The sequence below is a fragment of the Kitasatospora sp. P5_F3 genome (assembly GCF_054049135.1).
The window spans coordinates 198,918-225,379 of sequence record NZ_JBFUMY010000007.1 but is presented as its reverse complement, the minus strand read 5'-3'; the positions used below and the strand labels follow the sequence as shown (position 1 = coordinate 225,379).

The following is a 26,462-nucleotide window of genomic DNA, read 5'->3' as shown; positions in this document are numbered from 1 at the left end:
GAATGCCTCGTAAGGGTCCTGCCCCGAAGCGCCCGGTCATCATCGACCCGGTTTACGGCTCGCCGCTTGTGACCTCGCTGGTCAACAAGATCCTGCTCCACGGCAAGCGCTCCACCGCCGAGCGGATCGTCTACGGCGCCCTCGAGGGTGTCCGCGAGAAGACCGGTGCCGACCCCGTGGTCGCCCTCAAGCGCGCGCTTGAGAACGTCAAGCCCACCCTTGAGGTGAAGTCCCGCCGCGTCGGTGGCGCCACCTACCAGGTGCCGGTCGAGGTCCGTCCGGGCCGCGCCAACACCCTGGCGCTGCGCTGGCTGGTCGGCTACTCCCGCGCCCGTCGCGAGAAGACCATGACCGAGCGTCTGCTCAACGAGATCCTCGACGCCAGCAACGGCCTCGGTGCTTCCGTGAAGCGTCGCGAGGACACTCACAAGATGGCCGAGTCCAACAAGGCCTTCGCGCACTACCGCTGGTAGTCCTAACCCCGTCACTAGACAGAGAGAGAACGAGCCACCATGGCTGCAACCTCCCTTGACCTGGCCAAGACCCGGAACATCGGGATCATGGCCCACATCGACGCGGGCAAGACCACCACCACCGAGCGGATCCTGTTCTACACCGGTGTCTCGTACAAGATCGGTGAGGTCCACGATGGCGCTGCCACCATGGACTGGATGGAGCAGGAGCAGGAGCGCGGCATCACCATCACGTCGGCCGCGACGACCTGTCACTGGACGCTCGATGACAGCGATCACACGATCAACATCATCGACACTCCGGGTCACGTCGACTTCACCGTCGAGGTGGAGCGTTCGCTCCGCGTGCTCGACGGTGGCGTGACGGTCTTCGACGGCGTCGCCGGTGTCGAGCCCCAGTCCGAGACGGTGTGGCGTCAGGCCGACCGTTACGGTGTCCCGCGCATCTGCTTCATCAACAAGCTGGACCGCACGGGCGCGGACTTCTACTTCTGCGTGCAGACCATCGTGGACCGCCTCGGCGCGACCCCGCTGGTCATGCAGCTGCCGATCGGCGCCGAGGGCGACTTCGCCGGCGTCGTCGACCTGGTGAAGATGAAGGCCCTGGTCTGGTCCGCGGACGCCCCCAAGGGCGAGATGTACGACACCGTCGACATCCCGGCCGACCTGGCGGACAAGGCTGCCGAGTACCGCGAGGCGCTGCTCGACACCGTGTCCAACGTCAGCGACGAGGTGATGGAGCTCGCCCTCGAGGGCGAGGACATCCCCGAGGACCTGCTGGTCGCCGCGATCCGCAAGGGCACGCTGAACTCGGACTTCACGCCGATCTTCTGCGGCTCCGCGTTCAAGAACAAGGGCGTTCAGCCCCTGCTCGACGCGGTCGTCAAGTACCTGCCGTCGCCGCTCGACATCGAGGGCATCGAGGGCACCAAGCCCGGCGACGACTCGGTGAAGATCACCCGCAAGCCTTCGGACGACGAGCCGCTGGCCGCGCTGGCGTTCAAGATCATGTCCGACCCGCACCTCGGCAAGCTCACCTTCGTCCGGGTCTACTCCGGGCGCCTTGAGGCCGGCACCGCCGTCCTCAACGCGGTGAAGGGTCGCAAGGAGCGGATCGGCAAGATCTACCGGATGCACGCGAACAAGCGTGAGGAGATCGACTCGGTGGGCGCCGGCGACATCGTCGCCGTCATGGGTCTCAAGCAGACCACCACCGGCGAGACCCTGTCCGACGAGAAGCACCCGGTCATCCTGGAGTCCATGGACTTCCCGGCCCCGGTCATTCGCGTCGCGATCGAGCCGAAGTCGAAGGGTGACCAGGAGCGTCTGGGCACCGCGATCCAGCGGCTGGCCGAGGAGGACCCGTCCTTCCAGGTCAACACCGACGAAGAGACCGGCCAGACCATCATCGCGGGTATGGGCGAGCTGCACCTCGAGGTGCTGGTCGACCGTATGAAGCGTGAGTTCAAGGTCGAGGCCAACGTCGGCAAGCCGCAGGTCGCGTACCGCGAGACGATCCGCAAGGCCGTCGAGCGCATCGACTACACGCACAAGAAGCAGACCGGTGGCTCCGGTCAGTTCGCGAAGATCCAGATCGCGATCGAGCCGATCGAGTCCGGCGAGGGCTACGAGTTCGTGAACAAGGTCACTGGTGGCCGCGTTCCGCGCGAGTACATCCCGTCGGTCGACGCCGGCTGCCAGGAGGCCATGGAGTTCGGTGTCCTCGCCGGATACCCGCTCCAGGGCGTCCGCGTCACCCTGCTCGACGGTGCCTCGCACGACGTCGACTCGTCCGAGCTCGCCTTCAAGATCGCCGGTTCGATGGCGTTCAAGGAGGGTGCTCGCAAGGCCGGTCCGGCCCTGCTCGAGCCGATGATGGCCGTCGAGGTCACCACGCCCGAGGACTACATGGGCGACGTGATCGGTGACATCAACTCTCGCCGTGGCCAGATCCGGTCCATGGACGAGCGTCACGGTGCTCGCGTCGTTTCGGCGCTGGTGCCGCTCTCCGAGATGTTCGGCTACGTCGGTGACCTGCGCAGCAAGACCTCTGGTCGCGCGAGCTACTCGATGCAGTTCGACTCGTACGCCGAGGTTCCGCGGAACGTGGCGGACGACATCATCGCCAAGGCCAAGGGTGAGTGACGTCCCGCAATCGGGATGTTCGTAAACCCTTAGGCTATTAGGAGGCGAACCTGGGGGATCCTCCCGGATCCCCCAGGCTCCTCCGCCCCCACCCGCGGGACGGCACGCTCCGTGCCAAACCCGATCAAAGACCAACTGACGTCAGCACGGCGTACAGAACTGTCCTCAGGAGGACTGCAGTGGCGAAGGCGAAGTTCGAGCGGACGAAGCCCCACGTCAACATCGGCACCATTGGTCACATTGACCACGGTAAGACGACCCTTACCGCGGCCATCACCAAGGTGCTGCACGACGCGTACCCGGAGATCAACCCCTTCACGCCGTTCGACCAGATCGACAAGGCGCCGGAGGAGCGGCAGCGCGGTATCACCATCTCGATCGCGCACGTCGAGTACCAGACGGAGGACCGTCACTACGCCCACGTCGACTGCCCGGGTCACGCGGACTACATCAAGAACATGATCACCGGTGCCGCGCAGATGGACGGCGCCATCCTCGTGGTCGCCGCCACCGACGGCCCGATGCCGCAGACCAAGGAGCACGTGCTCCTGGCCCGCCAGGTCGGCGTTCCGTACATCGTTGTCGCGCTGAACAAGTCCGACATGGTGGAGGACGAGGAGATCCTGGAGCTCGTCGAGCTCGAGGTTCGTGAGCTGCTCTCCGAGTACGACTTCGACGGCGACAACCTGCCGGTCGTCCGCGTCTCGGCGCTCAAGGCGCTCGAGGGTGACAAGGAGTGGGGCGAGAAGCTCCTCGGCCTCATGAAGGCTGTCGACGAGAGCATCCCCACCCCGGCGCGTGACGTCGAGAAGCCGTTCCTGATGCCGATCGAGGACGTCTTCACGATCACCGGTCGTGGCACCGTCGTCACCGGTCGTATCGAGCGTGGCGTGCTCAAGGTCAACGAGACTGTCGACATCATCGGCATCAAGGAGACCAAGACCACCACCACGGTCACCGGCATCGAGATGTTCCGCAAGCTGCTCGACGAGGGCCAGGCGGGCGAGAACGTCGGTCTGCTCCTCCGTGGCATCAAGCGCGAGGACGTCGAGCGCGGCCAGGTCATCATCAAGCCGGGTTCGGTCACGCCGCACACCGACTTCGAGGCCCAGGCCTACATCCTGTCGAAGGACGAGGGTGGCCGTCACACCCCCTTCTTCAACAACTACCGCCCGCAGTTCTACTTCCGTACCACGGACGTGACCGGCGTCGTGACCCTCCCCGAGGGCACCGAGATGGTCATGCCGGGCGACAACACCGCCATGACGGGACGTGGTGCGGAGCCCCTCGGCCGTACGTCCCTCCTTGGGGCCAACCGGTTCGGCAGCCGTCGGAGACAGGCCGCTAGACTGAGCGCCCCACAGCCTTCGCCAGGTGCGAGGGTTGATCGAGGCTTCTGAGCCCAACTCGCCGAAAGCTCTCTCGAATGACTTCTGCTCCGATCCTGACGAAGCCATCGCGCCTTCGGCGCCGCTCGGCGGCCCGCTCGCAGGATCCTTCCGCCCGTCCCCAGCGGCCCCGGCTGTACGCGCTCGACGGCATGCGGCTCTTCGCGGCGCTGAGCGTGCTCTCCTTCCACTGGACGGCGTACGTCGGAATCGCCGGCGTGTGGCAGGGCGTCACCCCGAAAGAGGTGCTTCCGGCGCTGAACCGGGTGGCGGCCTACGGCTGGCTCGGGGTCGAGCTGTTCTTCGTCATCAGCGGCTTCGTGATCTGCATGAGCTGCTGGGGCAAGCGAGCCGGTGAGTTCTTCACCTCCCGGGTCGTACGCCTGTACCCGGCCTACTGGGCGGCCATTGCGCTGACCACCTTCGTGGTGCTCACCTTCACCCAGTACGCCCGCTGGGGGGCCGACGACGGCCTCGACACCAAGACCGTCCTGGGCAACCTGACGATGCTTCAGCAGCCGCTTGGCATGCGGCACGTCGACGGCGTCTACTGGACGCTCTGGGTCGAGATGCGGTTCTACCTGCTCTTCGCCATCGTGGTCGCGGCCGGTCTGACCTACCGCAAGGTGGTCGCCTTCTGCGGCATCTGGACGATCTTCGCGGTGCTCGCCCCGCAGGCCCAGATCCCGCTGCTGACCACCTTCGCGATGCCGAACGAGTCGCCGTTCTTCATCGCGGGCATCGGCATGTTCCTGATGTACCGCTTCGGCCAGAACCTGCTGCTCTGGGGGATCGTCGGCTTCTCCTGGATCCTGGCGCTCACCCGGCTCACCTCCATCCAGACGATCTACGTCGGGGTACTGAACCACCCCCTGTCGTGGAAGGTGATGGCCCTCGGGGTCACCCTCGCCTTCGCTCTGGTCCTCGGCGCGGCGCTGGGCCTGTTCAACTGGGTGCAGTGGAAGTGGCTGACGGTCGCCGGTGCGCTGACCTACCCGCTCTACCTGATCCACCAGGAGGCCGGGTGGACCATGATTCACTTCTCGCTCACCCGCGGGCTGGGCGTCAAGTCCGCCCTGCTGGTGGCGCTCGCCACGGCGCTGCTGACCGCGTGGCTGATCCACCGGCTGGTCGAACGCCCGGTCTCGAAGTGGCTGAAGAAGGGGATGGACCGCTCGATGGCCACCCTTCGCCGGGTGTCCGACGAGCCCGCTCCCGACAAGAAGTGACCCTGATCGCCCCGGTGGCCGCTCGTGGGACGAACCGCGTGGGGCGGTAGCTGCTCGGCTGCCGGACTCCGTGGCCCCGGCCCGACCACGCAGCTCTCCCGCATCCGTCGTCGGTCGGCCGGCGGATCCGGTGAACCCATTGACCTCGGCCGAACGCTCTCAGAGACATAAGGACAGGCGAACAGCGATGTACAACGCAGCAGCACCGGCCGACGGCACCACGGCGCCCGCTCCTCTGTTGTCGGTAGTGATCCCGATCTACAACGAGCAGGAGGCGCTGCCGCTGACCGTCGAGCGGCTGCGTCCGATACTGGACGCGCTCGACGTGACCTACGAGGTCGTCGGCATCGACGACGGCAGCACCGACGCGACGCCGCAGATCATGCACAAGATCCGCCAGGACTGGCCGCAGCTGCGTATCGTCCGGTTCGCTCGCAACTCCGGCCACCAGGCCGCGCTCACCGCCGGGATCCACCGGGCCTTCGGAGACTACGTCGTCAGCATCGACGCGGACCTCCAGGACCCGCCGGAGAAGATCACGGAGATGCTCGCCCTCGCCCGCGAGCAGAACCTCGACATCGTCTACGGCGTACGCGGTGACCGCAACACCGACACCTTCTTCAAGCGCCGCACCGCAGGCGGCTACTACTGGCTCATGCGCAAGCTCGTCGGCAAGAAGATGCCCGCGCACGCCGGTGACTTCCGCCTGCTCAGCCGGGCCGCCGTGAACGCGCTCAAGTCGCTGCCCGAACACCAGCCGGTCTACCGCCTGCTCGTTCCGTGGCTCGGCTTCAGCAGCGGGGAGGTCGTCTACGACCGCGAGGAGCGGGTGGCGGGCAGCACCAAGTACCCGCTGTCCAAGATGATCCGGCTGGCTCTCGACAGCATCACCAACTTCTCCGCCAGCCCGCTGCGGCTGGCCACCTGGCTCGGCGGGATGAGCTTCCTGGTCTGCTTCGGCCTCGCCGTCTACACCACGGTCAGGTACCTGGCCGGTGCCACCGTGCCCGGCTGGTCCTCGCTCTTCATCGCCATGCTCTTCATCGGGGGTGTCCAGCTCATCTGCATGGGCCTGCTCGGCGAGTACGTCGGCCGGATCTACGAGGCCGCCCAGGCCCGCCCGGCCTACTTCGTCGGCTACGACTCGGCGGACGAGGTCCCCCTGGCCGCCCTGGCTCCGGCGGCGCACGCCGCAGGGTGAGGCAGGCGGTCCCGTGGCGGTGCTGCCACTGCCACGGGACGATTCAGCAGGTCCCGGCACAACCACGCGGCTGACCGCAGAGCTCGCAGGAGATCACGTAGCGATGGACACCACCGACAGCACCGCACCCGTCTCCGGCGTGTTGAACGCGCCAGGAGGGCGGTCGAAGACCGCGGGTCAGGGTGCGAGACCGGTCGGTGCCGCGCTGTGGAGGTTCCTGCCGGCCGTCAGCGCCTATCTTCTGCTCGTCGGGCTGCTGCTGGCCGCCGACACCTCGGCCGGTGACATCGCGCGCTACACCGGCTATGTCGCCTGGGGCGTGCTGCTGCCGGGCACGCTCGTCTTCCGGGTGCTGCGCCGGCGGCCGTACACCCTGGTCGAGGACCTCGCGTTCGGCGCGGTCACCGGCCTCGTCCTGGAGCTGGCGGCCTGGGCGGTCTTCATGGCGGCGGGCGTCCAGTCGGCGGTGATGGCCTGGCCGCTGCTGGTGGTCGTCCCCTTCGCGGCGGTGCCGAGGCTGCGCCGGCACTGGCGGCCGCGCGGCTACCGGGCCACCTCGCTCGGGTGGTCGTGGTCGGTCGCCGCAACGGTCGGCGTCGGCAGCACCTACCTGTACGCGGTGTTCCTGCGGAAGTACGAGGTGCTGCCGGTCGAGGGATACGCCAAGCAGTACGTCGACCTGCCCTACCTGCTCTCGCTGGCGGGCAACGCCAAGCACAACTTTCCGCTGACCTTCCCGCAGGCGGCCGGCGAACCGCTGCACTACCACTGGTTCACCTTCGTCCACATGGCGATGACCGACATGGTCGGGCACATCGACCTGGCCGTCGTGCAGATGCGGCTGATGGTCCCCGCGCTGGTGGCGCTCACCATGGTGATCACCGCGGTGGTGGCCCGGCGGCTCACCGGCCGCGCCTGGGCCGGCCCGGTGGCTGCCGTGCTGGTCTTCCTGATCGGCGACTTCAACGCGATCTACCCCAACAACGTCCCGAACTGGACGTTCGGCGCGACCGCCGTCCCCCTGATGGCCTGGGCGAGCCTCTCGCTGACCTACAGCCTGCCGTTGCTGATCGCCCTCATCGGCGTCATCGGCGATGTTCTGCGCGGTCGGCAGGCGGACGGCGTCGACGGCAGTGCGGGCGGGCAGGCCCCGGGGCTGGGGCGTGGGGCCTTCGTCCTCACCGCGATGTTCGCGGTGGCCTCCAGCGCGGCCAAGGCCAGCTCCCTCCCGGTCACCCTGGCCGCGCTCGCCTTCGCCGGGCTGATGGTGCTCATCGGCACGCGGCGGATCCCCTGGGCCATCGTGGGTCTGGGCGCGATCGTCGGGGTGGCGCAGCTCTTCGCCACCGCCGTCCTGTTCAAGTTCGAGAGCTACGGTCTGCAGGTCGTACCGGGCGGCAACGTCAACCGGTACTGGGCCGACCCGCTGCACACCCGTGCCACGACCGGCCAGGCCGCCGTGGTCGCCATGACGCTGGCGGCGTTCCTGCTCAACCACCAACTGCGCATGGTCGGCGCGATCCCGCTGATCTGGCGGCGGCGGCTGAGGCTCGACCCGGTCCAGTGGTTCCTGCTCGGCGGCGCGATCGCGGGCCCGGCCGTCTACCTCGTGGTGAACGGCTTCAACGCCAGCTACTTCACCCTGGCCGGGATCCCGTTCGGCGTACTGCTGTCCGCCTGGGGATACTGCGAGGTCTTCGAGCGGGCGGAGCTGTCCGTCCGCGCGAAGGTCCTGCTCGGGGTGGGCAGCCTGGCCTTCACGGCCCTGCTGACGGTGGGCATCTACCGGTATGCCGGTGACTGGGCGACGTTCGTCCTGAAGCTGTTCGACGACAGCACGGGCACCAAGTCGTACACGGCGTTGCTGCCGGCGCTCGGCGCCGCGGCGGCGCTGGCCGCTATCGCCGCCGTGCTGGGCCTCCTGTGGCGGGGCGCGGGGCGGCTGGTGCCGGGTCTGCGCAGGCGCGGCGGCGTCGTTCTGCTCACCGCAGCCCTGATGGCGAGCGCCCCCGCGCTCGTACTGGACGTCATGCAGACCTCGCAGAGTGAATGGATCGGGACGGCGCTGCTCCCGGCGGAGCAGGTCCAGGCCGCCCGCTGGGTCCGCGCCCACAGCGATCCTTCGGACGTCCTGGCGACCAACAGTCACTGCCAGCCGTTCGACGACTACAGCGACCCCGGCTGGGTCTGCACCAACAACGCGCAGTCCTTCTGGCTCAGCGGCTACTCCGAGCGCTCGGTGCTGGTCGAGGGCTGGGCCTACTCGCCCCGGCTGATGTCGGAGCAGTCGACGGCCTTCTGGGACCTTCCGCTGCTCAAGCTCAACGAGGACGCCGTCTACGCCCCGACGGCCGGGCTGCTCCACACGCTGCGGGTCGAGCACCACGTCCGGTACGTGGTGGTGGACCGCAAGGTTCACGCCGAGTCCGCGCTGCTGAAGTCGCTGGCCCGGCCGGTGTACGACAACGGCCGGGTGGCCGTCTACGAGATCTCCTGATGACACCAGTCCATATCCCAAGCGAATCGGTGGCTTCTCCCATGCTTCCTCTCGACGAGTCGGCCGCTGCGCCGCAGGCCGGTCCGGACGCCGGGTCGTCCGGCACGATGAAGCGGCAGCTCCCGGCTTTTCTGGTGATCGGGATCCTGAGCACCCTCTTCTACCTGCTCCTCTACGTGGCGGCCCGTCAGGTCGTCGACGCGCAGCTGGGCAATCTGATCGCACTGCTGGTCAGCGCGGTCGCCAACACCGCGGCCAACCGCCGTTTCACGTTCGGTATCACCGGCTCCGAGGGGGCGCTCCGGCACCAGCTCCAGGGCGGGGTGGCCTTCGTGGTCGGCCTCGCTCTCAGCAGCGGTGCGCTGGCCCTGCTCGAGCTGGCCGCGCCGGACGCCTCGCGGGTGGTCGAGGTCGGGGGCCTGATCGTGGCCAACGGCTTGGCGACGCTCGTGCGGTTCCTGCTGATGAAGGTCTGGGTTTTCAAGTCCGACTAAGCCTTTCAGTGGTGGACCGTGCTGATACCCGAGGGAGTTCTGTCAGGGGCTGCCGGGCGCTCAAGTACCATGACCGGTGGCTTCCGGGAATCCGCAGATCGGGCTTTCCGACAGGCGGCGCGGCGGTTGCCCAAATCAGACCCGACCGTGATGTGAACGACACTTCTTTCGCGTATGGGTATTCAAGGAGACGGTGGGGACATGGCAAGCCAGCTATCGGAGTCGACGGAGCGCCCGGGCGTCCCGCAGCCGAGCCCCGCCCCGGGCCCGCGCGGCCGGCGGTTGGGGCTGCTGGCCGGCGCGCTGACCGCTTCCTGGGTACTCCCCGTCGTGCTCGACGCGCTGAATCTGGACATCGTCCTGATCCCGGTCTTCGTGCTCGCGGTCGCGAGTCTGCTGAGGGTCGGCGGAGGCCTCCTCGACCGGTTGGTCATCGCCACCTTCGTGCTCTGCGGTTCACTTCTCGCACTCGGTCTCGTGCTGTCGCTGTGGCCCTGGGGGATGCAGCCCGTCCCGACCTCCGGTGTGATCCTCTCGACGGTCAGCATCGCGGCCTGGGTCGGTCGCCGGGCACCCCGGCTGCCCTGGCGCTTCCGCACCTCCGACCTGATGATCATCGGTACCGGTGCGCTCGTCTGGCATTACATCCACCACCCGCTGGTCGGGCGTTCGCTGACGGGGCGTCTTCCTTTCGTCCTGTCCATCGAGGACCGAATCGTCCATTTCTCCATTTTTGACGCGATCCACCAATTCGGTGGATTTCTCTTTTTCCACCAGGAATCCGCCAAGGTCCTGGTGCCCACGCCGACCGAGGCGGTTTATCCGCAGGGCTCGCATTTCCTGCTGACCTGGTTCGACATCTTCGTGCGGTCGAATACCGCGACCGGTGACCCGACGGCCGCGTACAACCGCTACTACCTCTATGTCCTGGCGTCGTTCGCGATCCTCTGCGCCCTGATCGTCTGGGGCGCCCGGTGGATCGCCGGACCGCGGCTGACCGGTTGGCGGACGGCGGCGGTCTGCACCCTGGTGGCCGGGCTGGCGGTGGCGAGCCCGCTGGGGGGCATGGTCAAGGTCGGCTTCGACTCGCAGATCTCGGGCCTGATCTTCCTGGCGGTGGCCGTCCCGCTGATCGTCCGCCCCGCGATGGGCTGGGGCACGTACGCCGCGGTGTCGGTGGGCGCCTTGATCACGGTGGCGTACACCTACAACATCCTCGCGGTGTTCGTGGGCATCGCGCTGGTGGTCGCGGCCTTCGTGTACCGCAAGCGCCAGGCCCGCCACCGCTGGCTGCTGTACGGGATCCAGGCGGTGGGCGGCGCGGTCGCCGTGCTCCCGAGCCTGATGTCGGTGATGGGTACGTTCGACGTCGAGGCCCAGGCCCAGGCCCGGGGGATGGTGCTGCCGTTCGACCGGTCGCTGCTGCTCGGCCTCGCGCTCGTGATCGTGCTGGTCGCGCTGCTGGCCGGCCGGCGGCGCACCGGCGTCGGCACGATGATGCTCGGCACCGTCGCGGGCGGGGCCCTGGTGCTCGGGGTGTTCGGCGCCTGGCAGATGCACACCATAGGGAGCCTGCCGTACTACTTCGAGAAGCTCGCCACCGGCGGCTTCGTGCTCTGCCTGGTCGGGCTCGGCACGGTGGGGACGATGCTGCGTCCGTTCGGTCCGTCGGTCAAGACCTTCCGCAAGGGCTGGTGGGTCGAGGGCGTCGCCTCGGTGGTGGCCTTGGCGGCCGGGCTGAGCCTGTTCGCCGGGATTCAGTGGGGAGTCCCGTCGGTGCAAGCCGCTCCCACGGTCTGGCAGAGCAGTGAGCTGGCCCAGTGGAGCAAGGAGAAGGGCGGGGACAGTACCGTCGCCAGGATCCTGGTCACCCGCGACATGGCGCGGGTCGAGGCCGGCTCGGCCGTGGTCACCCTCTACACCAACGACGGCTACGTGAACTGGAAGCTCAGCTTCTTCGCCACCACGCTGGCCCGCCAGGGCGGCCTGGCGGCGAAGTACAGCGACCTGCTCAACGTCTATATCGGTGGCAGCCCGGTCGCGAAGACGCAGTACGACAACTCGGTCACGTCGCTCAAGCATGCGATCGAGCTGATGCCGGCCGGCAAGGCGCGCCCCCCCCCCCCCCCCCCCCCCCCCCCCCCCCCCGTTCCAGTTGAGCTGAGCGCTATCCGACGGGCGTCGACCGGACCTGGGCCTGCCAGAGCGACTCGAGGGACTCCCGCATGCTGCGCCGAGGGGCCCAGCCGAGTTGCTCGCCCGCCGCGGTGATGTCGAGCTGCTGCCACTCGGTCTCCGGGCCTGCGCCGTCCGGGCCGGGGACCTCGGTGATCTCGGTGGGCACGCCGCTGACCTCGACCAGCAGCTCCACCCACTCGCGCGCCGAAGTCGCGGAGCCGGTACCGATGTTGAGCACCGGCTGGGTGCCCGGGGTGGCGGCTGCGGCGACGATCGCGTCGATGCTGTCGGTCAGGTCGACGAAGTCGCGCAGCGCGGTGAGCGGGGCCAGCGAGAGCTGGGCGGTCCGCCCGGCCAGCCGGGCCTCGTCCAGCTTGGCGGCCATCACGCCGAGCAGGCTGTGCCCGGGCTGGCCGGCGCCGACCACGTTGCCGAGCCGCAGGGTGACGGCGTCCAGGCCGTGCCCGCGCACCGCCCGGGCCACCGCCTCGGTCGCGGCGAGCTTGAGCTTGCCGTACTCCATCGAGGGCGCGGCCGCACTGTCCTCGCGCTGGTCGGTCCCGATCGGCGCGAAGCCGTACTCGTGCACCGTGCCGAGGTGAACCAGCCGGGCCGGAGCGGCCATCGCGCCGATCGCCTCGATCAGCCGGTCGACCAGGACGACGTTGGCCACCTGCATCTGCTCGTCCGTCAGGCCCCACATCCCGCCGGCCGCGTTGACGACGAGTCCGACCTGCTCACGGTCGAGCAGCTCGGTGAGCTCGGCCGGGGCGGCCGAGGTGAGGTCGAACGCGACGAACCGGCCGGGCGCGGGGGCGTCGGGCGCCTTGCGCGCGATGGACAGGACGTCGTGGCCGAGCTCGGTGAACCGGTCGCCGAGCACCCGGCCGATGAAACCGGAGCCACCGAGGACGGCGACGCGGGCCGGGGCCACATGCGGTGCGGACATAGCGGAGGTGCTCCTAGCGGGAGAGGGTCAGCGGGCCCGGTTGGCGGTCGAGGTGACGTTGCGCAGCAGCGTCCTGGCGCCGTCCCACTGACCGGCGCGCAGGGCTCCCGGCACCAGGGTGAGGGCGTGGATGCGGGCGGAGAGGTGCAGCCGGGAGGCCTTGGCGGCGCGGGTCCACCCGTGCGCGTCGAGCCGGTCGGCGGCGTCCAGGAAGTACCGCCGGGCCTCGGTGAACCGGGTGCCGCTGTACGCCGACTTCGACGAGATGCTGACGGTGTGACGGCGGTACTGGAAGCAGCGGGTGTCGTCGACGACCATCTGCTCGCCCGCCTGCAGCAGGTCGATGACCAGGGCGAGGTCCTGGATGATCTCCAGGTTGTCCCGGAAACCGGTCTTCCTGATGGTCTCCGTGCGCCAGCAGATCGAGGGGAAGTACAGCCAGTTGCCGCGCAGCAGGCTGACCGCGAGGTCCTCGCCGCCCATCAGCGTCCGGCCCTGGTCCTTGGGGGCGTAGAGGCGGCGCTTGGCCTCGTCCGCCAGGGTGCTGACGGGCTTGCCCGCACTGTCGATGACCTCGACGCCGGGCTGGACCATCGCCACGCCGGGGTGCTCGGCCAGGGCGGCCCGGATGGTCGCGACGTAGTTGGGCAGCATGATGTCGTCGGTGCCCATGAAGACCAGGTACTCGTGCTCGGCGAGACCGAGGCACTTGCGGTAGTTGCCGGTCACCCCGAGGTTCTGCTCGTTGCGCTGGTAGCTGACCCGGGGGTCGTCGAGCTCCGCGAACCACTCGGGGACGCCGGGCTCCTTGCCGTCGTCCACGACGGTCAGCCGCCAGTCCGGGTCGGTCTGCGCGAGCACGCTGTGGACAGCGGCCTGCATCAGCGCGACGTCCCCGTAGTACGGGAGGAGCACATCCAGAGTGGTCATGGTGGGGCACATCCGCTGGTCGAGGTCGTGGCGGGGGCATGCTTGCCGGCCCGGCTGCCGCGCAGGGTCAGCCTGCGGCGGGGCAATCCTACTTGCTCGCCTCCGGCACCCTGCCCGGGCCGGGGGCCGGATGCACGACACCTCGCGCCGGGCGGGCCCGGCGCGAGGTGCGGTGTCGTGCGGCCTGTCGGTCAGGCGCCGCGCAGGCTCTCGGTGAAGGCCTGGCAGGCCTGGTAGTCGGGCAGCAGCCCGGACGCGAGCGCCTCGGCGAGCGACGGGGCGGCGGCGTCCCGGGCGGACAGCTGCGGGCTGTCGGCCGGCCACTCGATGCCGAGGTCGGGGTCGAGCGGGTGCACGGAGTGCTCACCGGTGGGGTTGTACGTCTCCGAGCAGACGTACGAGAGCGTGGCGTCGTCGCTCAGGGCGCAGAACCCGTGGCCCAGCCCCTCGGGGATGTAGACCGAGCGGCGGTCCACCTCGTCGAGCCGCACACCCTCCCACTGTCCGAAGGTGGGGGAGCCGACCCGCAGGTCCACGATGATGTCCAGCACCGCGCCGCGTACGCAGCTGACGTACTTGGCCTGGCCGGGCGGCACGTCGGCGAAGTGGACGCCGCGCACCACGCCGCGGGCCGAGACGGACAGGTTGCCCTGGGCCAGCCGGAGGGGGTGCCCGACGACCTCGGCGAGGCGGTCGAAGCGGTACCACTCCATGAACAGGCCGCGCGGGTCGCCGTGCAGCTGCGGGGTGACCTCGTAGGCGCCGCCGATGGACAGTTCGCGGAACTTCATCGGGCGCTCTCCTCGTCGAGCAGGGCGATCAGGTAGTCGCCGTAGCCGCTCTTGCGCAGCGGCTCGGCGAGCTCGCGCAGCTGCGCCGAGTCGATCAGCCCGGCGCGCCAGGCGGTCTCCTCGATGCAGCCGATCTTGAAGCCCTGGCGCTCCTCGATCACCCGGACGAACTCGGAGGCCTGCACCATCGAGACGAAGGTGCCGGTGTCCAGCCAGGCCGTACCGCGGTCGAGGATCGTCACGTGCAGCTCGCCGGCCTGGAGGTACGCCTCGTTCACCGCGGTGATCTCCAGCTCGCCGCGGGCACTGGGCTCCAGCTTCCGGGCGATGTCGACGACCTTGTTGTCGTAGAAGTAGAGGCCCGGCACCGCGTAGCGCGACTTCGGCTGGACGGGCTTCTCCTCCAGGGAGAGCACCTGGCCCTGCTCGTCGAACTCCACCACGCCGTACGCGGACGGGTCCGCCACCGGGTACGCGAAGACCCGGCCGCCGACGGGGGCGGTGTGCTGGGCCAGCCTGGTGCCGAGGCCGCTGCCGTGGAAGATGTTGTCGCCGAGGATCAGCGCGACCGACTCGTCGCCGATGAAGTCGGCCCCCAGGACGAAGGCCTGAGCGATGCCCTCGGGCCGTTCCTGGACCGCGTACTCCAGGCGCAGGCCGAACTGGGAGCCGTCGCCCAGCAGGCGCTGGAACTGCTCCTGGTCCTGCGGAGTCGTGATGATCAGAATTTCGCTGATGCCCGCCATCACCAGGGTGGAGAGCGGGTAGTAGATCATCGGCTTGTCGAACACCGGAAGGAGCTGCTTCGAGACGGCTCGGGTCAGCGGCCACAGTCGTGAGCCGGTGCCGCCTGCCAGGAGAATTCCACGCATGTCGGCAGCTTATGTGAGGTGTGTGCCCGACCGCTGGCCCGGGGTGGGTGCTTGACGGGGCGCGGGTAGACTGCCCCCACTATGCGCATCCTTGTGACCGGCGGCGCCGGCTTCATCGGTTCAGAGTTCGTCCGCCAGCTGCTCGGAGCGGACGCCTCGGCCCAGATCACCGTCCTCGACAAGCTGACCTACTCGGGCGTCGAGGCCAACCTCGCTCCCGTCGCGGATCACCCCGGGTACTCCTTCGTCCGCGGCGACATCTGCGACGTCGACGCCGTCGACCAGGTGATGCCCGGTCACGACGTGGTCGTGCACTTCGCGGCCGAATCGCACGTCGACCGGTCGATCGAGGGCGCGGGCCCGTTCGTGCTGACGAACGTGGTCGGTACCCAGGTGCTCCTCGACGCGGCCCGCAAGCACGGGGTCGGCCGTTTCGTCCACGTCTCGACCGACGAGGTCTACGGGTCGATCTCGGAGGGCTCCTGGACCGAGGAGTGGCCGCTCGCGCCGAACTCGCCGTACTCGGCCTCGAAGGCCGGCTCGGACCTGCTGGCCCTGGCGTACCACCGCACCCACGGCATGGACATCGTGGTGACCCGTTGCTCCAACAACTACGGGCACTACCAGTTCCCCGAGAAGGTCATCCCGCTCTTCACCACCAACCTGCTGGACGGCAAGAAGGTGCCGCTGTACGGCACCGGCGGCAACATCCGCGACTGGCTGCACGTCTCGGACCACTGCCGCGGCATCGAGCTGGCCATGCGCAAGGGCCGGGCCGGCCACGTCTACAACATCGGCGGCGGCACCGAGATCACCAACAAGGAGCTGACCGGCCTGCTGCTGGAGGCGGCCGGCGCGGGCTGGGACATGGTCGAGCCGGTCGCCGACCGCAAGGGCCACGACCTGCGCTACTCCCTCGACATCAGCAAGATCAGCGAGGAGCTGGGCTACGCCCCGCAGGTCCGCTTCGAGGACGGCCTCGCGGCCACCATCGCCTGGTACCGCGACAACCGCACCTGGTGGGAGTCGCTCAAGACGAAGGCCGAGCTCGCCGGATGAACCTCGTGACCGGCCGATGACCAAGTCACCGGCCCTGGGACTGCCGGCCAAGCTGCTCGGCGCGCTGCCGCCGGGCGTGCGGCTGGTGGTCGGGGGCACCGTGGTTCTCGGTGCCTCCTCGTACATCTTCCTGGCCGCGACGCGGCCGGCCACGGCCCGCTGCCCGCCGTGCGCAAGGTCCTGCTGCTGACCCTTGGGGTGCTGACGGTCGTGCTGCTGGCGATCCTGTCGGCGGCCCAGCCGATCGCCGACCGCCTGTTCGGCGGCGACCGGGGGCTGGTGCTGGGCCTCGGCGGTGCGCTGGTCGGCCTGGCGATCAGCTCCGTGGTCCGCGGCGCTCTCGCGGGGCTCGGCAACTTCCGTGCGTACGGCGCCCAGTTGGCGGTCGACGGCGGTCTGCGGATCCTCTTCGGGGCGATGGTGCCGATCTTCGGCCTGCACTCCGCGCTGGCCTTCAGCCTGATCCTGGTGGTGGCCCCGCTGGCCGCATCGGTGATCGGGCTGCGGTCCGTGCTGGGGGACCGGCGCGGCGGGCCCGCCCCGGCCTGGCGCGAGGTCACCCGCGGTCTGGTCCTGCTGACCGGCTCTACACTGCTGGCCCAGCTGATGGTCAACGCGGCCGTGGTCAACGTGAAGCTGCTCTCACCCTCCTCCACGGCGCTGGTCGCGGCCCTGCTCAACGCGGTGGTGCTGGCCCGGGTCCCGCTCTTCGCCTACGCGGCCATCCAGGCCTCGCTGGTCTCGGCGCTCTCCGGTGCCGCGGCCGTGGGCAACCACCGGGAGTTCCGCAAGGTGCTCTCGCGGACGGCGGCCATCGTGGTGCTGATGTGCGCGGTGGCCGGAGTGCCGACCGTCCTGTTCGGGCCGTGGCTGATCCAGGTCCTCTTCAAGGCCCAGCCGGTGCTCGGATCGCTGGACTTCCTCTGGCTGGTCCTCGGCACCCTCTGCTACATGCTGGCGACCGTCTTCGGGCAGGCGCTGCTGTCGCTGGGCCGCCACCAACGCCAGCTGTTCTCCTGGCTCCTGGGCACCGTGCTGATGGTCGTGGTGACGCTCGTACCGGGTGACATCGCCACCAGGGTCGAGGTGGGCTACCTGGTTGGTGCCGCCGCAAGTGCGGCTGCCATGCTGTGGTCGCTGTTCCGCTCGCTGTCCGAACAACCGGCCGTACCCGGCGAGGAGCGGTCGGCGGTCGACCAGCGTCCGGCCGGAGCGCTGCGAAGCTCCTGAGGTCGCGGTGCACCGCGGGCGTGAAGAACATGAGTGCGACACGCCCATATGATCTGCCTACTATTGCCACGCCACTGCCGCTGAAAGGCGCCTCCCGTCGTGCAACTCACCGTCATCACCTCGGTCACCGGACTCCTGGTGCTCGTGTACATCCTCGAACTGCTGCGCCGCCAGCAGCTTCGGGAGAAGTACGCGACGATCTGGCTCGCCATCGGCGTCGTCGTGGCGCCGCTGGGCTTCTTCCCGGGCATCCTGGACTCGACCGCGCGCAGGCTCGGGATCGCCTCCGGAGTCAGCCTCGTCCTGTTCGCGGGCTTCGTGCTCGTGCTGATGGTCAGCCTGCACCTCAGCTGGGAGGCCAGCCGGCTGGAGGCCGAGACCCGCACCCTCTCCGAGGAGGTGGCCCTGATGAGGTCCCACCTCGTGGAGCACCACGGCTACCCCGTGACCAAGCACCAGGACTCCGCCCTGGACGGCACTGACCCCAAGGTGTACTCATGATCGACGGACGACGGGTCCTCATCATCCTCCCCGCCTGGAACGAGGCGGACGGTCTCCCCAGCATCCTCAAGGAGATCCAGGCCCACCTGCCCGGGGCGGACACCCTGGTCGTCGACGACGGCTCGACCGACCGCACTGCTGCGGTCGCGGCGGCCTCCGGCTCACCGGTGGCCCAACTGCCGTACAACCTCGGCGTCGGCGGCGCCATGCGCCTCGGCTACCGGTACGCGCACCTGCACGGCTACGACGTGGCCATCCAGATCGACTCGGACGGCCAACACGACCCGTCCTACGTGCCCGTCCTGCTGGACAAGCTGAAGGAAGCCGATCTGGTGATCGGCGCCCGCTTCGACGGCGAGGGCGACTACAAGGTCCGTGGCCCGCGCAAGTGGGCGATGGGCCTGCTCTCGGTGGTGCTCTCCCGGATCACCCGCACCAGGCTGACCGACACCACCTCGGGCTTCCGCGCCTGCAACAAGTCGCTCATCGAGTTCTTCGCCAACTGGTACCCGGTCGAGTACCTCGGCGACACGGTGGAGAGCATGGTGGGCGCCGCCCGCTGCGGCTTCGTGGTGCGCCAGGTGCCGGTTGCGATGCGCGAGCGGACCACCGGCACACCGAGCGCCTCCCCGATCAAGGCGATGGTCTACCTCTCGCGGGCCGGGCTGGTCCTGCTGCTGGCGATGATCCGCCGGATGCCGCCGCACCTCAAGGCCATCGCGGCATCCGCTCCCGACCACCGTGGCCGGCAGCTCGTCGGCCGCTGAACCAGGCCGCAGCCCGCTACGGCGCCGCGGTCCTCCCAGGGCGGTCCCCACCCGAGCAGATCCGGGGGGACCGCCCCAGCCGCGGCAGCACGCCGCTTCACGAAAGTGATTTGAGATGACGGACCTGGTCAGCGGCCCGCCCACCGAGAGAAGCCGGGGCGAGGCCACGCAGGCGGACCTGAAGAACTCCACCCGTGGCATCTCCCGGATCCAGCGCCTGACCTCCCGGCGCTGGGTGCTCCCGCTGGCCGAGGGCGTGGTGAGCATCACCGCCGGCATCGGCATCATGCTGCTCTGCATGCACATCAGCGTCAACCCGCTGAACCGGATCGGCCAGGTCAGCGGCCTCGCCAAGGTGCAGCAGTACGTGGCCGTCGTCGGCCTGCCCGTCCTCGCGGTCCTGCTCTTCGTCGCCTACCGGGGCACGCTGCGGAACTACCGGATGGTGCAGCGGCTGGCCTGTGCCGCCATCTCGGGTCTCGCCACCGGCGTGGTGGCCGGCGGCATCGCCGTCGCCCTGCACGGCACGCCGTGGGGCCTGGGCGGCCAGGAGGGCGACCCGGGCAACCTGATGGGCATGGCCAACGACATGATGCGCGGCGAGGGCCTGCCGGGGGTGTACCCGCCCGGCTTCCCCGCGCTGCTGGCGCTCTGGGCGGAGCTCTTCCACGGCGGTGTCGCCGGTGTCGGGCACGCGCTGAAGGACCTGCAGCTGCTGCTCAGCGCACTGGTCGGACCGATGGCGTACCTCTCCTGGCGGATGATGCTGCGCCCGTTCTGGGCGATGGCCATCGCGGTGCCGACCTCGATCACCTTCCTCGACCCGATCCGGCCGTACAGCCACGGCGCGATGCTGGTGCTGCTCCCGCTGCTGGCCGCCTGCTTCCGCGAGCTGCGCCGGGCCGGGGAGCTGTCGACCCGCTCCGCCCTGCTGCGCGGGGTCGGCTTCGGAGTCGCGTTCGGCGCGATGTTCATCTGGTACTCCGGCTGGTACCTGTGGGCGGCGCCCGGTGCGTTCCTGCTGGCCGGGCTGCTCTTCCCCTGGCGGCGTGGCCGTCTCGCGGTCAAGCGCGCACTCGTCTTCCTCGGCGGCATGCTGGTCACGGCCGCGGTGATCGGTGCCCCGCTGCTCTACCAGCTGGTCCGGCTCGGTGCCACGACGGTCGACCGGTACGCCTACATCAACACCTACATCGACCCGGCCTACGTGATGAGTTGGGCCTCGGACCGCCCCGGCCCGCTGACGTACCACGACTGGCCGGCTTCCGGTGAGCTGGCCGGCCAGAGCGGCTTCGCGGTGGTCCTGCTGCTCGGCGTCGGGCTCGGGGTCGGGCTGGGCCTGCGCAACGTCGTGGTACGGACCGCCGGGTTCGTGCTGGTCGGCGCCTGGCTGCTGCGCTTCTGGTTCGCCTCGCACATGGCGCACAACCAGGCCGTGCAGCTGTACCCGCGGACCACCTGGATCATCCTGTACTGCCTGATCATCCTGGCCGTGCTCGGTGTGAAGCTCTCGTACGAGCGCGGAGCCGGCCGGTTCCGCAGCGCGTTCGAGGCGGTGAACCCCGCGAAGGCCGTGACCCTGATCTCCCCGCGGACGTCGGCGCAGCTGGCGACCGGCCTGATCTGCGTGATCGCCCTGTTCGGGACGATGGGCGCCTCGTGGTCGGCGAACCGCTACATGCCCTCGGCCAACCCCAAGGTGGAGGACATGGGCCTGGACGCGTACCGTGCCCACCTCCAGCAGCTGGACAACGGCCAGTGCCCCAAGTACTCGCCGTACAAGGGCAAGCAGGACTGCAACCCGATCAACATGGAGCTGTCCGAGTACACCTTCGTACCGGACCAGCCGCACCTGTGGTGCGCCAACACGGAGGACCAGTGGGCGGTCTGCGGCCGTAAGGGCTGACCCGCATCGGTCGGGGCGGGTGAGGGAGACCTCGCCCGCCCCGATTGGCATTTGTGCAGCGTGCTGTGGCAGGATAGCCAAGTTGCTCGGTTGAGTGCCGATGCTGCGCGCCTCCCACCGGGAGGACTGGAAGCGAGTCCCAGGTACTCGTCGTTCCCGTGATGGCCGTTCATGTGTCCACGTGTCTTGTGTGGATGCAGTGGTGTGTAGTCGACACCGCGGCAGCTGCGGGGCGGACGTACGGGAATCTTCCGGGAAGCGTGGGCGGGGCCTCGATCCGGCACCTGGTGGGTGCAAGGCTCACCGATCCCGCAAGCCGAGAAGGGAAACCTTCCCGGTTCTTTGCAAGCGCCAGGGCGACACGCCCGAGCGCGGGGGTCGGAAGTAACCACCCAAAGGGGCCACCGGACCAAGCCACCCGGCCGAATCCGGCAGAAGAAGCAGCAGACGAGACAAAGGACTACTGAGTAGCCATGGCGGGACAGAAGATCCGCATCCGGCTCAAGGCCTACGACCACGAGGTGATTGACTCCTCGGCGAAGAAGATCGTCGAGACCGTCATTCGCACTGGTGCGCAGGTCGCGGGCCCGGTGCCGCTGCCCACTGAGAAGAACGTGTACTGCGTCATCCGCTCGCCGCACAAGTACAAGGACTCGCGCGAGCACTTCGAGATGCGCACTCACAAGCGTCTGATCGACATCCTCGACCCGACCCCGAAGACCGTTGACTCGCTGATGCGCCTCGACCTTCCGGCCGGCGTCGACATCGAGATCAAGCTCTGAGAGGCGCGACGAAGATGGCAAAGCAGATTAAGGGAATCCTGGGCGAGAAGCTCGGCATGACCCAGGTCTGGGACGAGAACAACCGGATCGTTCCGGTGACCGTCGTCAAGGCCGGGCCCAATGTCGTTACCCAGATCCACACCGCTGACGCTGCCGGCTATGACGCCGTGCAGATCGGCTTCGGCGAGATCGACCCCCGCAAGGTGAACAAGCCCCTCGCGGGCCACTTCGCCAAGGCCGGTGTCACCCCGCGTCGTTTCCTGGTCGAGCTCCGCACCGCGGACGCGTCCGAGTACGCCCTCGGCCAGGAGATCACCGCTGAGCTGTTCGAGGCGGGTGTCAAGGTCGATGTGACCGGCACCTCCAAGGGCAAGGGCTTCGCCGGTGTCATGAAGCGTCACAACTTCAAGGGCCTCGGCGCCGGTCACGGCGTGCAGCGCAAGCACCGTTCGCCCGGCTCGATCGGTGGCTGCGCCACCCCGGGTCGCGTGTTCAAGGGCATGAAGATGGCCGGCCGGATGGGCCACGAGCGCGTGACCACCCAGAACCTGACCGTCCATGCCGTTGACGCGGAGAAGGGGCTGCTCCTCATCAAGGGCGCAATCCCGGGCCCGAACGGCGGCCTCGTCCTCGTCCGCACCGCGGCAAAGGGGCTGTGAGGATATGAGCACCATTGACATCCTGTCGCCCTCGGGCGACAAGGCCGGCAGCCTCGAGCTGCCCGCCGAGATCTTCGACGCCAAGGTCAGCGTTCCGCTGATGCACCAGGTCGTCGTGGCGCAGCTCGCTGCGGCCCGTCAGGGCACCCACTCGACCAAGCGTCGTGGCGAGGTCCGAGGCGGCGGCCGCAAGCCGTACCGCCAGAAGGGCACCGGCCGCGCCCGTCAGGGCTCGACCCGCGCTCCGCAGTTCGTCGGCGGTGGCGTCGTGCACGGCCCCAAGCCGCGCGACTACTCGCAGCGGACGCCCAAGAAGATGATCGTCGCCGCTCTGCGTGGCGCGCTCACCGACCGGGCCCGCCACAACCGCATCCACGTCATCACCGACGTGATTGCGGCCGAGGCGCCGTCGACCAAGGCCGCCAAGGGCCTGTTCGGCAAGATCTCCGAGCGCAAGAACGTCCTCCTGGTCGTCGAGCGCGCGGACGAGGTGGGCATCAAGTCCGCCCGCAACCTGCCGAACGTGCACATCCTGGACGCCGGTCAGCTGAACACCTACGACGTGCTCGTCTCCGACGATGTGGTCTTCACCCAGGCTGCTTTCGAGCGTTTCGTGGCCGGTCCGGCCGCGTCCGCCAAGGCTGTGGCTGCTGAGGGCGAGCTCGAAGGGAGCGCCGCCTGATGGCTGCAGAGATCACGAGCAAGACGTTCACGGACCCCCGTGACGTCCTGGTGAAGCCGGTCATCTCCGAGAAGAGCTACTCGCTCCTCGACGAGAACAAGTACACGTTCGTCGTGTCGCCGGGTGCCAACAAGACCCAGATCAAGCAGGCCGTCGAGGCGGTCTTCTCGGTCAAGGTCGAGTCCGTCAACACGCTCAACCGTCAGGGCAAGCGCAAGCGCTCCAAGACGGGCTTTGGCAAGCGCAAGGACACCAAGCGCGCCATCGTGACGCTGGCTGAGGGCAACCGCATCGACATCTTCGGTGGTCCGACCTCCTAACGGGGTCCGGATCGTCGATAAGGACGAGGACGAGAGAGCCAAATGGGCATCCGCAAGTACAAGCCGACTACGCCGGGCCGTCGTGGCTCCAGCGTGGCCGACTTCGTAGAGATCACGCGGTCCACGCCGGAGAAGTCGCTGGTTCGCCCCCTGCACAGCAAGGGCGGCCGTAACAACGCCGGTCGTATCACCGCTCGCCACCAGGGTGGCGGACACAAGCGCGCCTACCGCGTGATCGACTTCCGTCGTCACGACAAGGACGGCGTGCCGGCCAAGGTCGCGCACATCGAGTACGACCCCAACCGCACCGCTCGCATCGCGCTGCTGCACTACGCGGACGGCGAGAAGCGCTACATCATCGCGCCGCGCGGCGTCGGCCAGGGTGACCGGATTGAGAACGGCCCCACGGCCGACATCAAGCCCGGCAACAACCTGCCGCTGCGCAACATCCCGGTCGGTACCACCATCCACGCGGTGGAGCTTCGTCCCGGTGGCGGTGCCAAGATGGCCCGCTCCGCCGGTTCGGGCATTCAGCTGCTCGCCCGTGAGGGTCGCATGGCGCACCTGCGCATGCCCTCCGGTGAGATCCGTCTGGTGGACGCGCGCTGCCGCGCGACCGTCGGCGAGGTCGGCAACGCCGAGCAGTCGAACATCAACTGGGGCAAGGCCGGCCGTATGCGCTGGAAGGGCGTTCGCCCGACCGTGCGTGGTGTGGCCATGAACCCGATCGACCACCCGCACGGTGGTGGTGAGGGTAAGACCTCCGGTGGTCGCCACCCGGTCTCGCCGTGGGGCAAGAAGGAGGGTCGCACCCGTAAGGCCAACAAGGCTTCGGACGCTCTCATCGTGCGCCGCCGCAAGTCCAACAAGAAGCGCTAGGAGCAGGTCAGATGCCGCGCAGTCTCAAGAAGGGCCCCTTCATTGACGGCCACCTTCTCAAGAAGGTGGACGCGCAGAACGAGGCGGGTACCCAGAACGTCATCAAGACCTGGTCCCGTCGCTCCGTGATCAGCCCGAGCATGCTCGGTCACACGATCGCGGTCCACGATGGCCGTAAGCACGTCCCGGTGTTCGTCACCGAGTCGATGGTCGGCCACAAGCTCGGCGAGTTCGCGCCGACGCGCACCTTCCGCGGGCACGTCAAGGACGACCGCAAGTCGAAGCGTCGCTAGTCGCCAGCGAAGTACCGACTCAATGACTTACACCAGCAAGGGGACAACCATGGAAGCCAGGGCCCAGGCGCGGTACATCCGCGTCACGCCCATGAAGGCCCGCCGCGTGGTGGACCTCATCCGTGGCATGAGCGCCACGGAGGCACAGGCCGTCCTGCGTTTCGCTCCGCAGGCCGCCACCGTGCCGGTCGGCAAGGTGCTCAACAGCGCCATTGCCAACGCCGCGCACAACTACAACCACTCCAACGTGGACGACCTCGTGATCAGCGAGGCGTACGTTGACGAGGGCCCGACCCTGAAGCGGTTCCGTCCGCGTGCCCAGGGCCGTGCCTACCGGATCCGCAAGCGGACCAGCCACATCACCGTGGTCGTCAGCAGCAAGGAAGGGACCCGGTAATGGGCCAGAAGGTTAACCCGCACGGGTTCCGCCTCGGCATCAGCACGGACTTCAAGTCCCGCTGGTACGCCGACAAGCTGTACTCGGACTACGTCAAGGAAGACGTTGCCATTCGTCGCATGATGACGAAGGGCATGGAGCGGGCCGGCATCTCGAAGGTTGAGATCGAGCGCACCCGTGACCGCGTCCGCGTGGACATCCACACCGCTCGCCCCGGCATCGTCATCGGTCGCCGTGGCACCGAGGCCGACCGCATCCGCGGCGACCTCGAGAAGCTGACCGGCAAGCAGGTCCAGCTGAACATCCTCGAGGTCAAGAACCCCGAGCTGGACGCCCAGCTCGTGGCTCAGGGCGTCGCGGAGCAGCTGTCCTCCCGCGTGTCGTTCCGCCGTGCCATGCGTAAGAGCATGCAGGGCACCATGAAGTCCGGCGCCAAGGGCATCAAGGTCCAGTGCTCCGGTCGTCTCGGCGGCGCCGAGATGAGCCGTTCGGAGTTCTACCGCGAGGGTCGTGTGCCGCTGCACACCCTTCGTGCGAACGTCGACTACGGCTTCTTCGAGGCCAAGACGACCTTCGGTCGTATCGGCGTCAAGGTCTGGATCTACAAGGGCGACGTCAAGAACATCGCCGAGGTCCGCGCTGAGAACGCTGCTGCCCGCTCGGGCAACCGCCCGGCCCGCACCGACGCCCGCCCCGCGCGTGGCGGCGAGCGCGGTGGCCGTGGTGGCGAGCGTGGCGGCGCCCGTGGTGGCGCCCGTCGTCCCCAGAACACCGAGGCTCCGGCCGCGGCTGTGACGGAGACGCCGGCTGCCGAGAGCACCGGAACGGAGGCCTGACCGTCATGCTGATCCCCCGTCGGGTCAAGCACCGTAAGCAGCACCACCCGAAGCGCCGTGGCGCTGCCAAGGGTGGCACCGAGCTCGCGTTCGGCGAGTACGGCATCCAGGCCGTCACCCCGGCCTACGTGACGAACCGGCAGATCGAGTCCGCTCGTATCGCCGTCACCCGTCACATCAAGCGTGGTGGCAAGGTCTGGATCAACATTTACCCGGACCGCCCGCTCACCAAGAAGCCTGCCGAGACCCGCATGGGTTCCGGTAAGGGTTCCCCCGAGTGGTGGATTGCCAACGTTCACCCGGGACGGATCATGTTCGAGCTGTCCTACCCCAATGAGAAGGTTGCTCGTGAGGCGCTCACCCGCGCTGCTCACAAGCTCCCGATGAAGTGCCGGATTGTCCGGCGCGAGGCAGGTGAGAGCTGATGTCGGCCGGCACCAAGGCTGCTGAGCTGCGCGAGCTTGACAACGAGGGTCTCGTTGCGAAGCTCCGCGAGGCCAAGGAGGAGCTGTTCAACCTCCGCTTCCAGGCGGCGACCGGGCAGCTCGACAACCACGGACGGCTCAAGCTCGTCCGTAAGGACATCGCGCGGATCTACACCCTGATGCGCGAGCGCGAGCTGGGCATCGAGACGGTGGAGAGCGCCTGATGACTGAGAACACCACCAACGAGACGCGCGGTTTCCGCAAGACCCGTGAGGGTCTCGTCGTCAGCGACAAGATGGACAAGACCGTCGTCGTCGCCGTCGAGGACCGCGTCAAGCACGCTCTGTACGGCAAGGTCATCCGCCGTACGAACAAGCTGAAGGCGCACGACGAGGCCAACGCCTGCGGCATCGGCGACCGGGTTCTCCTGATGGAGACCCGTCCGCTGTCCGCGACGAAGCGCTGGCGCGTCGTCGAGATCCTCGAGAAGGCCAAGTAACGAAGCCGATGTGGTACGGCCGTATGTGCACCAGGTCCCCCAGGGGCGCTGGTGTGAGCAGCGGCCGGCCCGTCGTCTCT

Annotated in this window: 29 protein-coding genes; 25 read left to right on the top strand and 4 right to left on the bottom strand. The window is 68.5% G+C overall.

Going from position 1 to position 26,462, the window contains the following annotated elements; all coding sequences use genetic code 11:
• Positions 1 to 2 precede the first annotated feature (2 nt).
• From rpsG to ACXJMZ_RS05980, 8 genes are all read left to right on the top strand, one after another.
• Positions 3 to 473: a 30S ribosomal protein S7 gene (gene rpsG / locus ACXJMZ_RS06015; protein WP_030457432.1), complete on the top strand. Its 471-nt coding sequence runs from the start codon at positions 3 to 5 to the stop codon at positions 471 to 473.
• 39 nt (positions 474 to 512) lie between these two features.
• The gene (gene fusA, locus ACXJMZ_RS06010) at positions 513 to 2,618 is read left to right on the top strand and encodes an elongation factor G (protein ID WP_457028906.1); all 2,106 of its coding nucleotides are present in this window, start codon (positions 513 to 515) and stop codon (positions 2,616 to 2,618) included.
• A 179-nt stretch (positions 2,619 to 2,797) separates the two neighbouring features.
• Complete coding sequence (gene tuf / locus ACXJMZ_RS06005; protein WP_457028905.1) at positions 2,798 to 4,018, top strand: elongation factor Tu; 1,221 nt, start codon at positions 2,798 to 2,800, stop codon at positions 4,016 to 4,018.
• Positions 4,019 to 4,044: 26 nt separating this feature from the next.
• Positions 4,045 to 5,235 (top strand): acyltransferase family protein, encoded by a 1,191-nt coding sequence (locus ACXJMZ_RS06000; RefSeq protein ID WP_457028904.1) that lies wholly within the window; start codon positions 4,045 to 4,047, stop codon positions 5,233 to 5,235.
• Positions 5,236 to 5,422: 187 nt separating this feature from the next.
• The gene (locus ACXJMZ_RS05995) at positions 5,423 to 6,436 is read left to right on the top strand and encodes a glycosyltransferase family 2 protein (RefSeq protein WP_457028903.1); all 1,014 of its coding nucleotides are present in this window, start codon (positions 5,423 to 5,425) and stop codon (positions 6,434 to 6,436) included.
• Positions 6,437 to 6,539: 103 nt separating this feature from the next.
• A complete protein-coding gene (locus ACXJMZ_RS05990; RefSeq protein ID WP_457028902.1) occupies positions 6,540 to 8,933 on the top strand; it encodes a hypothetical protein in 2,394 nt (797 codons plus the stop codon).
• 41 nt (positions 8,934 to 8,974) lie between these two features.
• Positions 8,975 to 9,427, top strand: a complete 453-nt coding sequence (locus ACXJMZ_RS05985; RefSeq protein WP_457028901.1) for a GtrA family protein — start codon at positions 8,975 to 8,977, stop codon at positions 9,425 to 9,427.
• Between the two features lie 201 nt (positions 9,428 to 9,628).
• Entirely contained in the window at positions 9,629 to 11,698 is a 2,070-nt protein-coding gene (locus ACXJMZ_RS05980) for a hypothetical protein (protein WP_457028900.1), read from the top strand.
• Here ACXJMZ_RS05980 and ACXJMZ_RS05975 read toward each other — a convergent pair.
• From ACXJMZ_RS05975 to rfbA, 4 genes are all read right to left on the bottom strand, one after another.
• Positions 11,595 to 12,554 (bottom strand): NAD-dependent epimerase/dehydratase family protein, encoded by a 960-nt coding sequence (locus ACXJMZ_RS05975; RefSeq protein WP_457028899.1) that lies wholly within the window; start codon positions 12,552 to 12,554, stop codon positions 11,595 to 11,597. The two genes, ACXJMZ_RS05980 and ACXJMZ_RS05975, sit on opposite strands and share 104 nt — an antisense overlap.
• Positions 12,555 to 12,581: 27 nt before the next feature.
• Positions 12,582 to 13,484, bottom strand: coding sequence for a glycosyltransferase family 2 protein (locus ACXJMZ_RS05970; protein ID WP_457028898.1), 903 nt, complete (start codon positions 13,482 to 13,484; stop codon positions 12,582 to 12,584).
• Between the two features lie 191 nt (positions 13,485 to 13,675).
• Entirely contained in the window at positions 13,676 to 14,275 is a 600-nt protein-coding gene (gene rfbC, locus ACXJMZ_RS05965) for a dTDP-4-dehydrorhamnose 3,5-epimerase (RefSeq protein ID WP_057231359.1), read from the bottom strand.
• Positions 14,272 to 15,147, bottom strand: coding sequence for a glucose-1-phosphate thymidylyltransferase RfbA (rfbA, locus tag ACXJMZ_RS05960; RefSeq protein ID WP_457028897.1), 876 nt, complete (start codon positions 15,145 to 15,147; stop codon positions 14,272 to 14,274). The genes rfbC and rfbA overlap by 4 nt, the downstream gene beginning before the upstream one ends.
• Positions 15,148 to 15,228: 81 nt before the next feature.
• Here rfbA and rfbB point away from each other — a divergent pair, with 81 nt between their 5' ends.
• The 17 genes from rfbB (at position 15,229) to rpsQ (ending at position 26,382) form a co-directional block, all read left to right on the top strand.
• Complete coding sequence (gene rfbB, locus ACXJMZ_RS05955; RefSeq protein ID WP_057231354.1) at positions 15,229 to 16,206, top strand: dTDP-glucose 4,6-dehydratase; 978 nt, start codon at positions 15,229 to 15,231, stop codon at positions 16,204 to 16,206.
• 16 nt (positions 16,207 to 16,222) lie between these two features.
• Positions 16,223 to 16,396: a hypothetical protein gene (locus ACXJMZ_RS05950; protein ID WP_457028896.1), complete on the top strand. Its 174-nt coding sequence runs from the start codon at positions 16,223 to 16,225 to the stop codon at positions 16,394 to 16,396.
• Positions 16,375 to 17,436 (top strand): lipopolysaccharide biosynthesis protein, encoded by a 1,062-nt coding sequence (locus ACXJMZ_RS05945; protein ID WP_457028895.1) that lies wholly within the window; start codon positions 16,375 to 16,377, stop codon positions 17,434 to 17,436. The genes ACXJMZ_RS05950 and ACXJMZ_RS05945 overlap by 22 nt, the downstream gene beginning before the upstream one ends.
• A gap of 99 nt (positions 17,437 to 17,535) precedes the next feature.
• On the top strand, positions 17,536 to 17,937 hold the full coding sequence (locus tag ACXJMZ_RS05940; protein WP_057231351.1) for a DUF2304 domain-containing protein: 402 nt from the start codon (positions 17,536 to 17,538) through the stop codon (positions 17,935 to 17,937).
• The gene (locus ACXJMZ_RS05935; protein ID WP_457028894.1) at positions 17,934 to 18,704 is read left to right on the top strand and encodes a glycosyltransferase family 2 protein; all 771 of its coding nucleotides are present in this window, start codon (positions 17,934 to 17,936) and stop codon (positions 18,702 to 18,704) included. Before ACXJMZ_RS05940 ends, ACXJMZ_RS05935 begins: the two co-directional genes overlap by 4 nt.
• A 115-nt stretch (positions 18,705 to 18,819) precedes the next feature.
• Positions 18,820 to 20,610: a hypothetical protein gene (locus ACXJMZ_RS05930; protein ID WP_457028893.1), complete on the top strand. Its 1,791-nt coding sequence runs from the start codon at positions 18,820 to 18,822 to the stop codon at positions 20,608 to 20,610.
• Between the two features lie 473 nt (positions 20,611 to 21,083).
• Entirely contained in the window at positions 21,084 to 21,392 is a 309-nt protein-coding gene (gene rpsJ, locus ACXJMZ_RS05925) for a 30S ribosomal protein S10 (RefSeq protein ID WP_012785157.1), read from the top strand.
• A 14-nt stretch (positions 21,393 to 21,406) separates the two neighbouring features.
• Positions 21,407 to 22,051, top strand: a complete 645-nt coding sequence (rplC, locus tag ACXJMZ_RS05920; RefSeq protein WP_057231343.1) for a 50S ribosomal protein L3 — start codon at positions 21,407 to 21,409, stop codon at positions 22,049 to 22,051.
• A gap of 4 nt (positions 22,052 to 22,055) precedes the next feature.
• Positions 22,056 to 22,733: a 50S ribosomal protein L4 gene (gene rplD, locus ACXJMZ_RS05915; RefSeq protein WP_057231341.1), complete on the top strand. Its 678-nt coding sequence runs from the start codon at positions 22,056 to 22,058 to the stop codon at positions 22,731 to 22,733.
• Complete coding sequence (rplW, locus tag ACXJMZ_RS05910; RefSeq protein WP_030393296.1) at positions 22,733 to 23,053, top strand: 50S ribosomal protein L23; 321 nt, start codon at positions 22,733 to 22,735, stop codon at positions 23,051 to 23,053. The genes rplD and rplW overlap by 1 nt, the downstream gene beginning before the upstream one ends.
• A 42-nt stretch (positions 23,054 to 23,095) precedes the next feature.
• On the top strand, positions 23,096 to 23,932 hold the full coding sequence (gene rplB, locus ACXJMZ_RS05905; protein WP_057231338.1) for a 50S ribosomal protein L2: 837 nt from the start codon (positions 23,096 to 23,098) through the stop codon (positions 23,930 to 23,932).
• An 11-nt stretch (positions 23,933 to 23,943) separates the two neighbouring features.
• Entirely contained in the window at positions 23,944 to 24,225 is a 282-nt protein-coding gene (gene rpsS / locus ACXJMZ_RS05900) for a 30S ribosomal protein S19 (RefSeq protein WP_057231336.1), read from the top strand.
• Between the two features lie 49 nt (positions 24,226 to 24,274).
• The gene (gene rplV, locus ACXJMZ_RS05895; protein ID WP_057231334.1) at positions 24,275 to 24,622 is read left to right on the top strand and encodes a 50S ribosomal protein L22; all 348 of its coding nucleotides are present in this window, start codon (positions 24,275 to 24,277) and stop codon (positions 24,620 to 24,622) included.
• Positions 24,622 to 25,458 (top strand): 30S ribosomal protein S3, encoded by an 837-nt coding sequence (gene rpsC, locus ACXJMZ_RS05890; RefSeq protein WP_057231331.1) that lies wholly within the window; start codon positions 24,622 to 24,624, stop codon positions 25,456 to 25,458. The genes rplV and rpsC overlap by 1 nt, the downstream gene beginning before the upstream one ends.
• 5 nt (positions 25,459 to 25,463) lie before the next feature.
• The gene (gene rplP, locus ACXJMZ_RS05885) at positions 25,464 to 25,883 is read left to right on the top strand and encodes a 50S ribosomal protein L16 (RefSeq protein ID WP_057231329.1); all 420 of its coding nucleotides are present in this window, start codon (positions 25,464 to 25,466) and stop codon (positions 25,881 to 25,883) included.
• Positions 25,883 to 26,107: a 50S ribosomal protein L29 gene (gene rpmC, locus ACXJMZ_RS05880; protein ID WP_030393300.1), complete on the top strand. Its 225-nt coding sequence runs from the start codon at positions 25,883 to 25,885 to the stop codon at positions 26,105 to 26,107. The genes rplP and rpmC overlap by 1 nt, the downstream gene beginning before the upstream one ends.
• Positions 26,107 to 26,382: a 30S ribosomal protein S17 gene (rpsQ, locus tag ACXJMZ_RS05875; protein ID WP_057231327.1), complete on the top strand. Its 276-nt coding sequence runs from the start codon at positions 26,107 to 26,109 to the stop codon at positions 26,380 to 26,382. Before rpmC ends, rpsQ begins: the two co-directional genes overlap by 1 nt.
• Positions 26,383 to 26,462 lie beyond the last annotated feature (80 nt).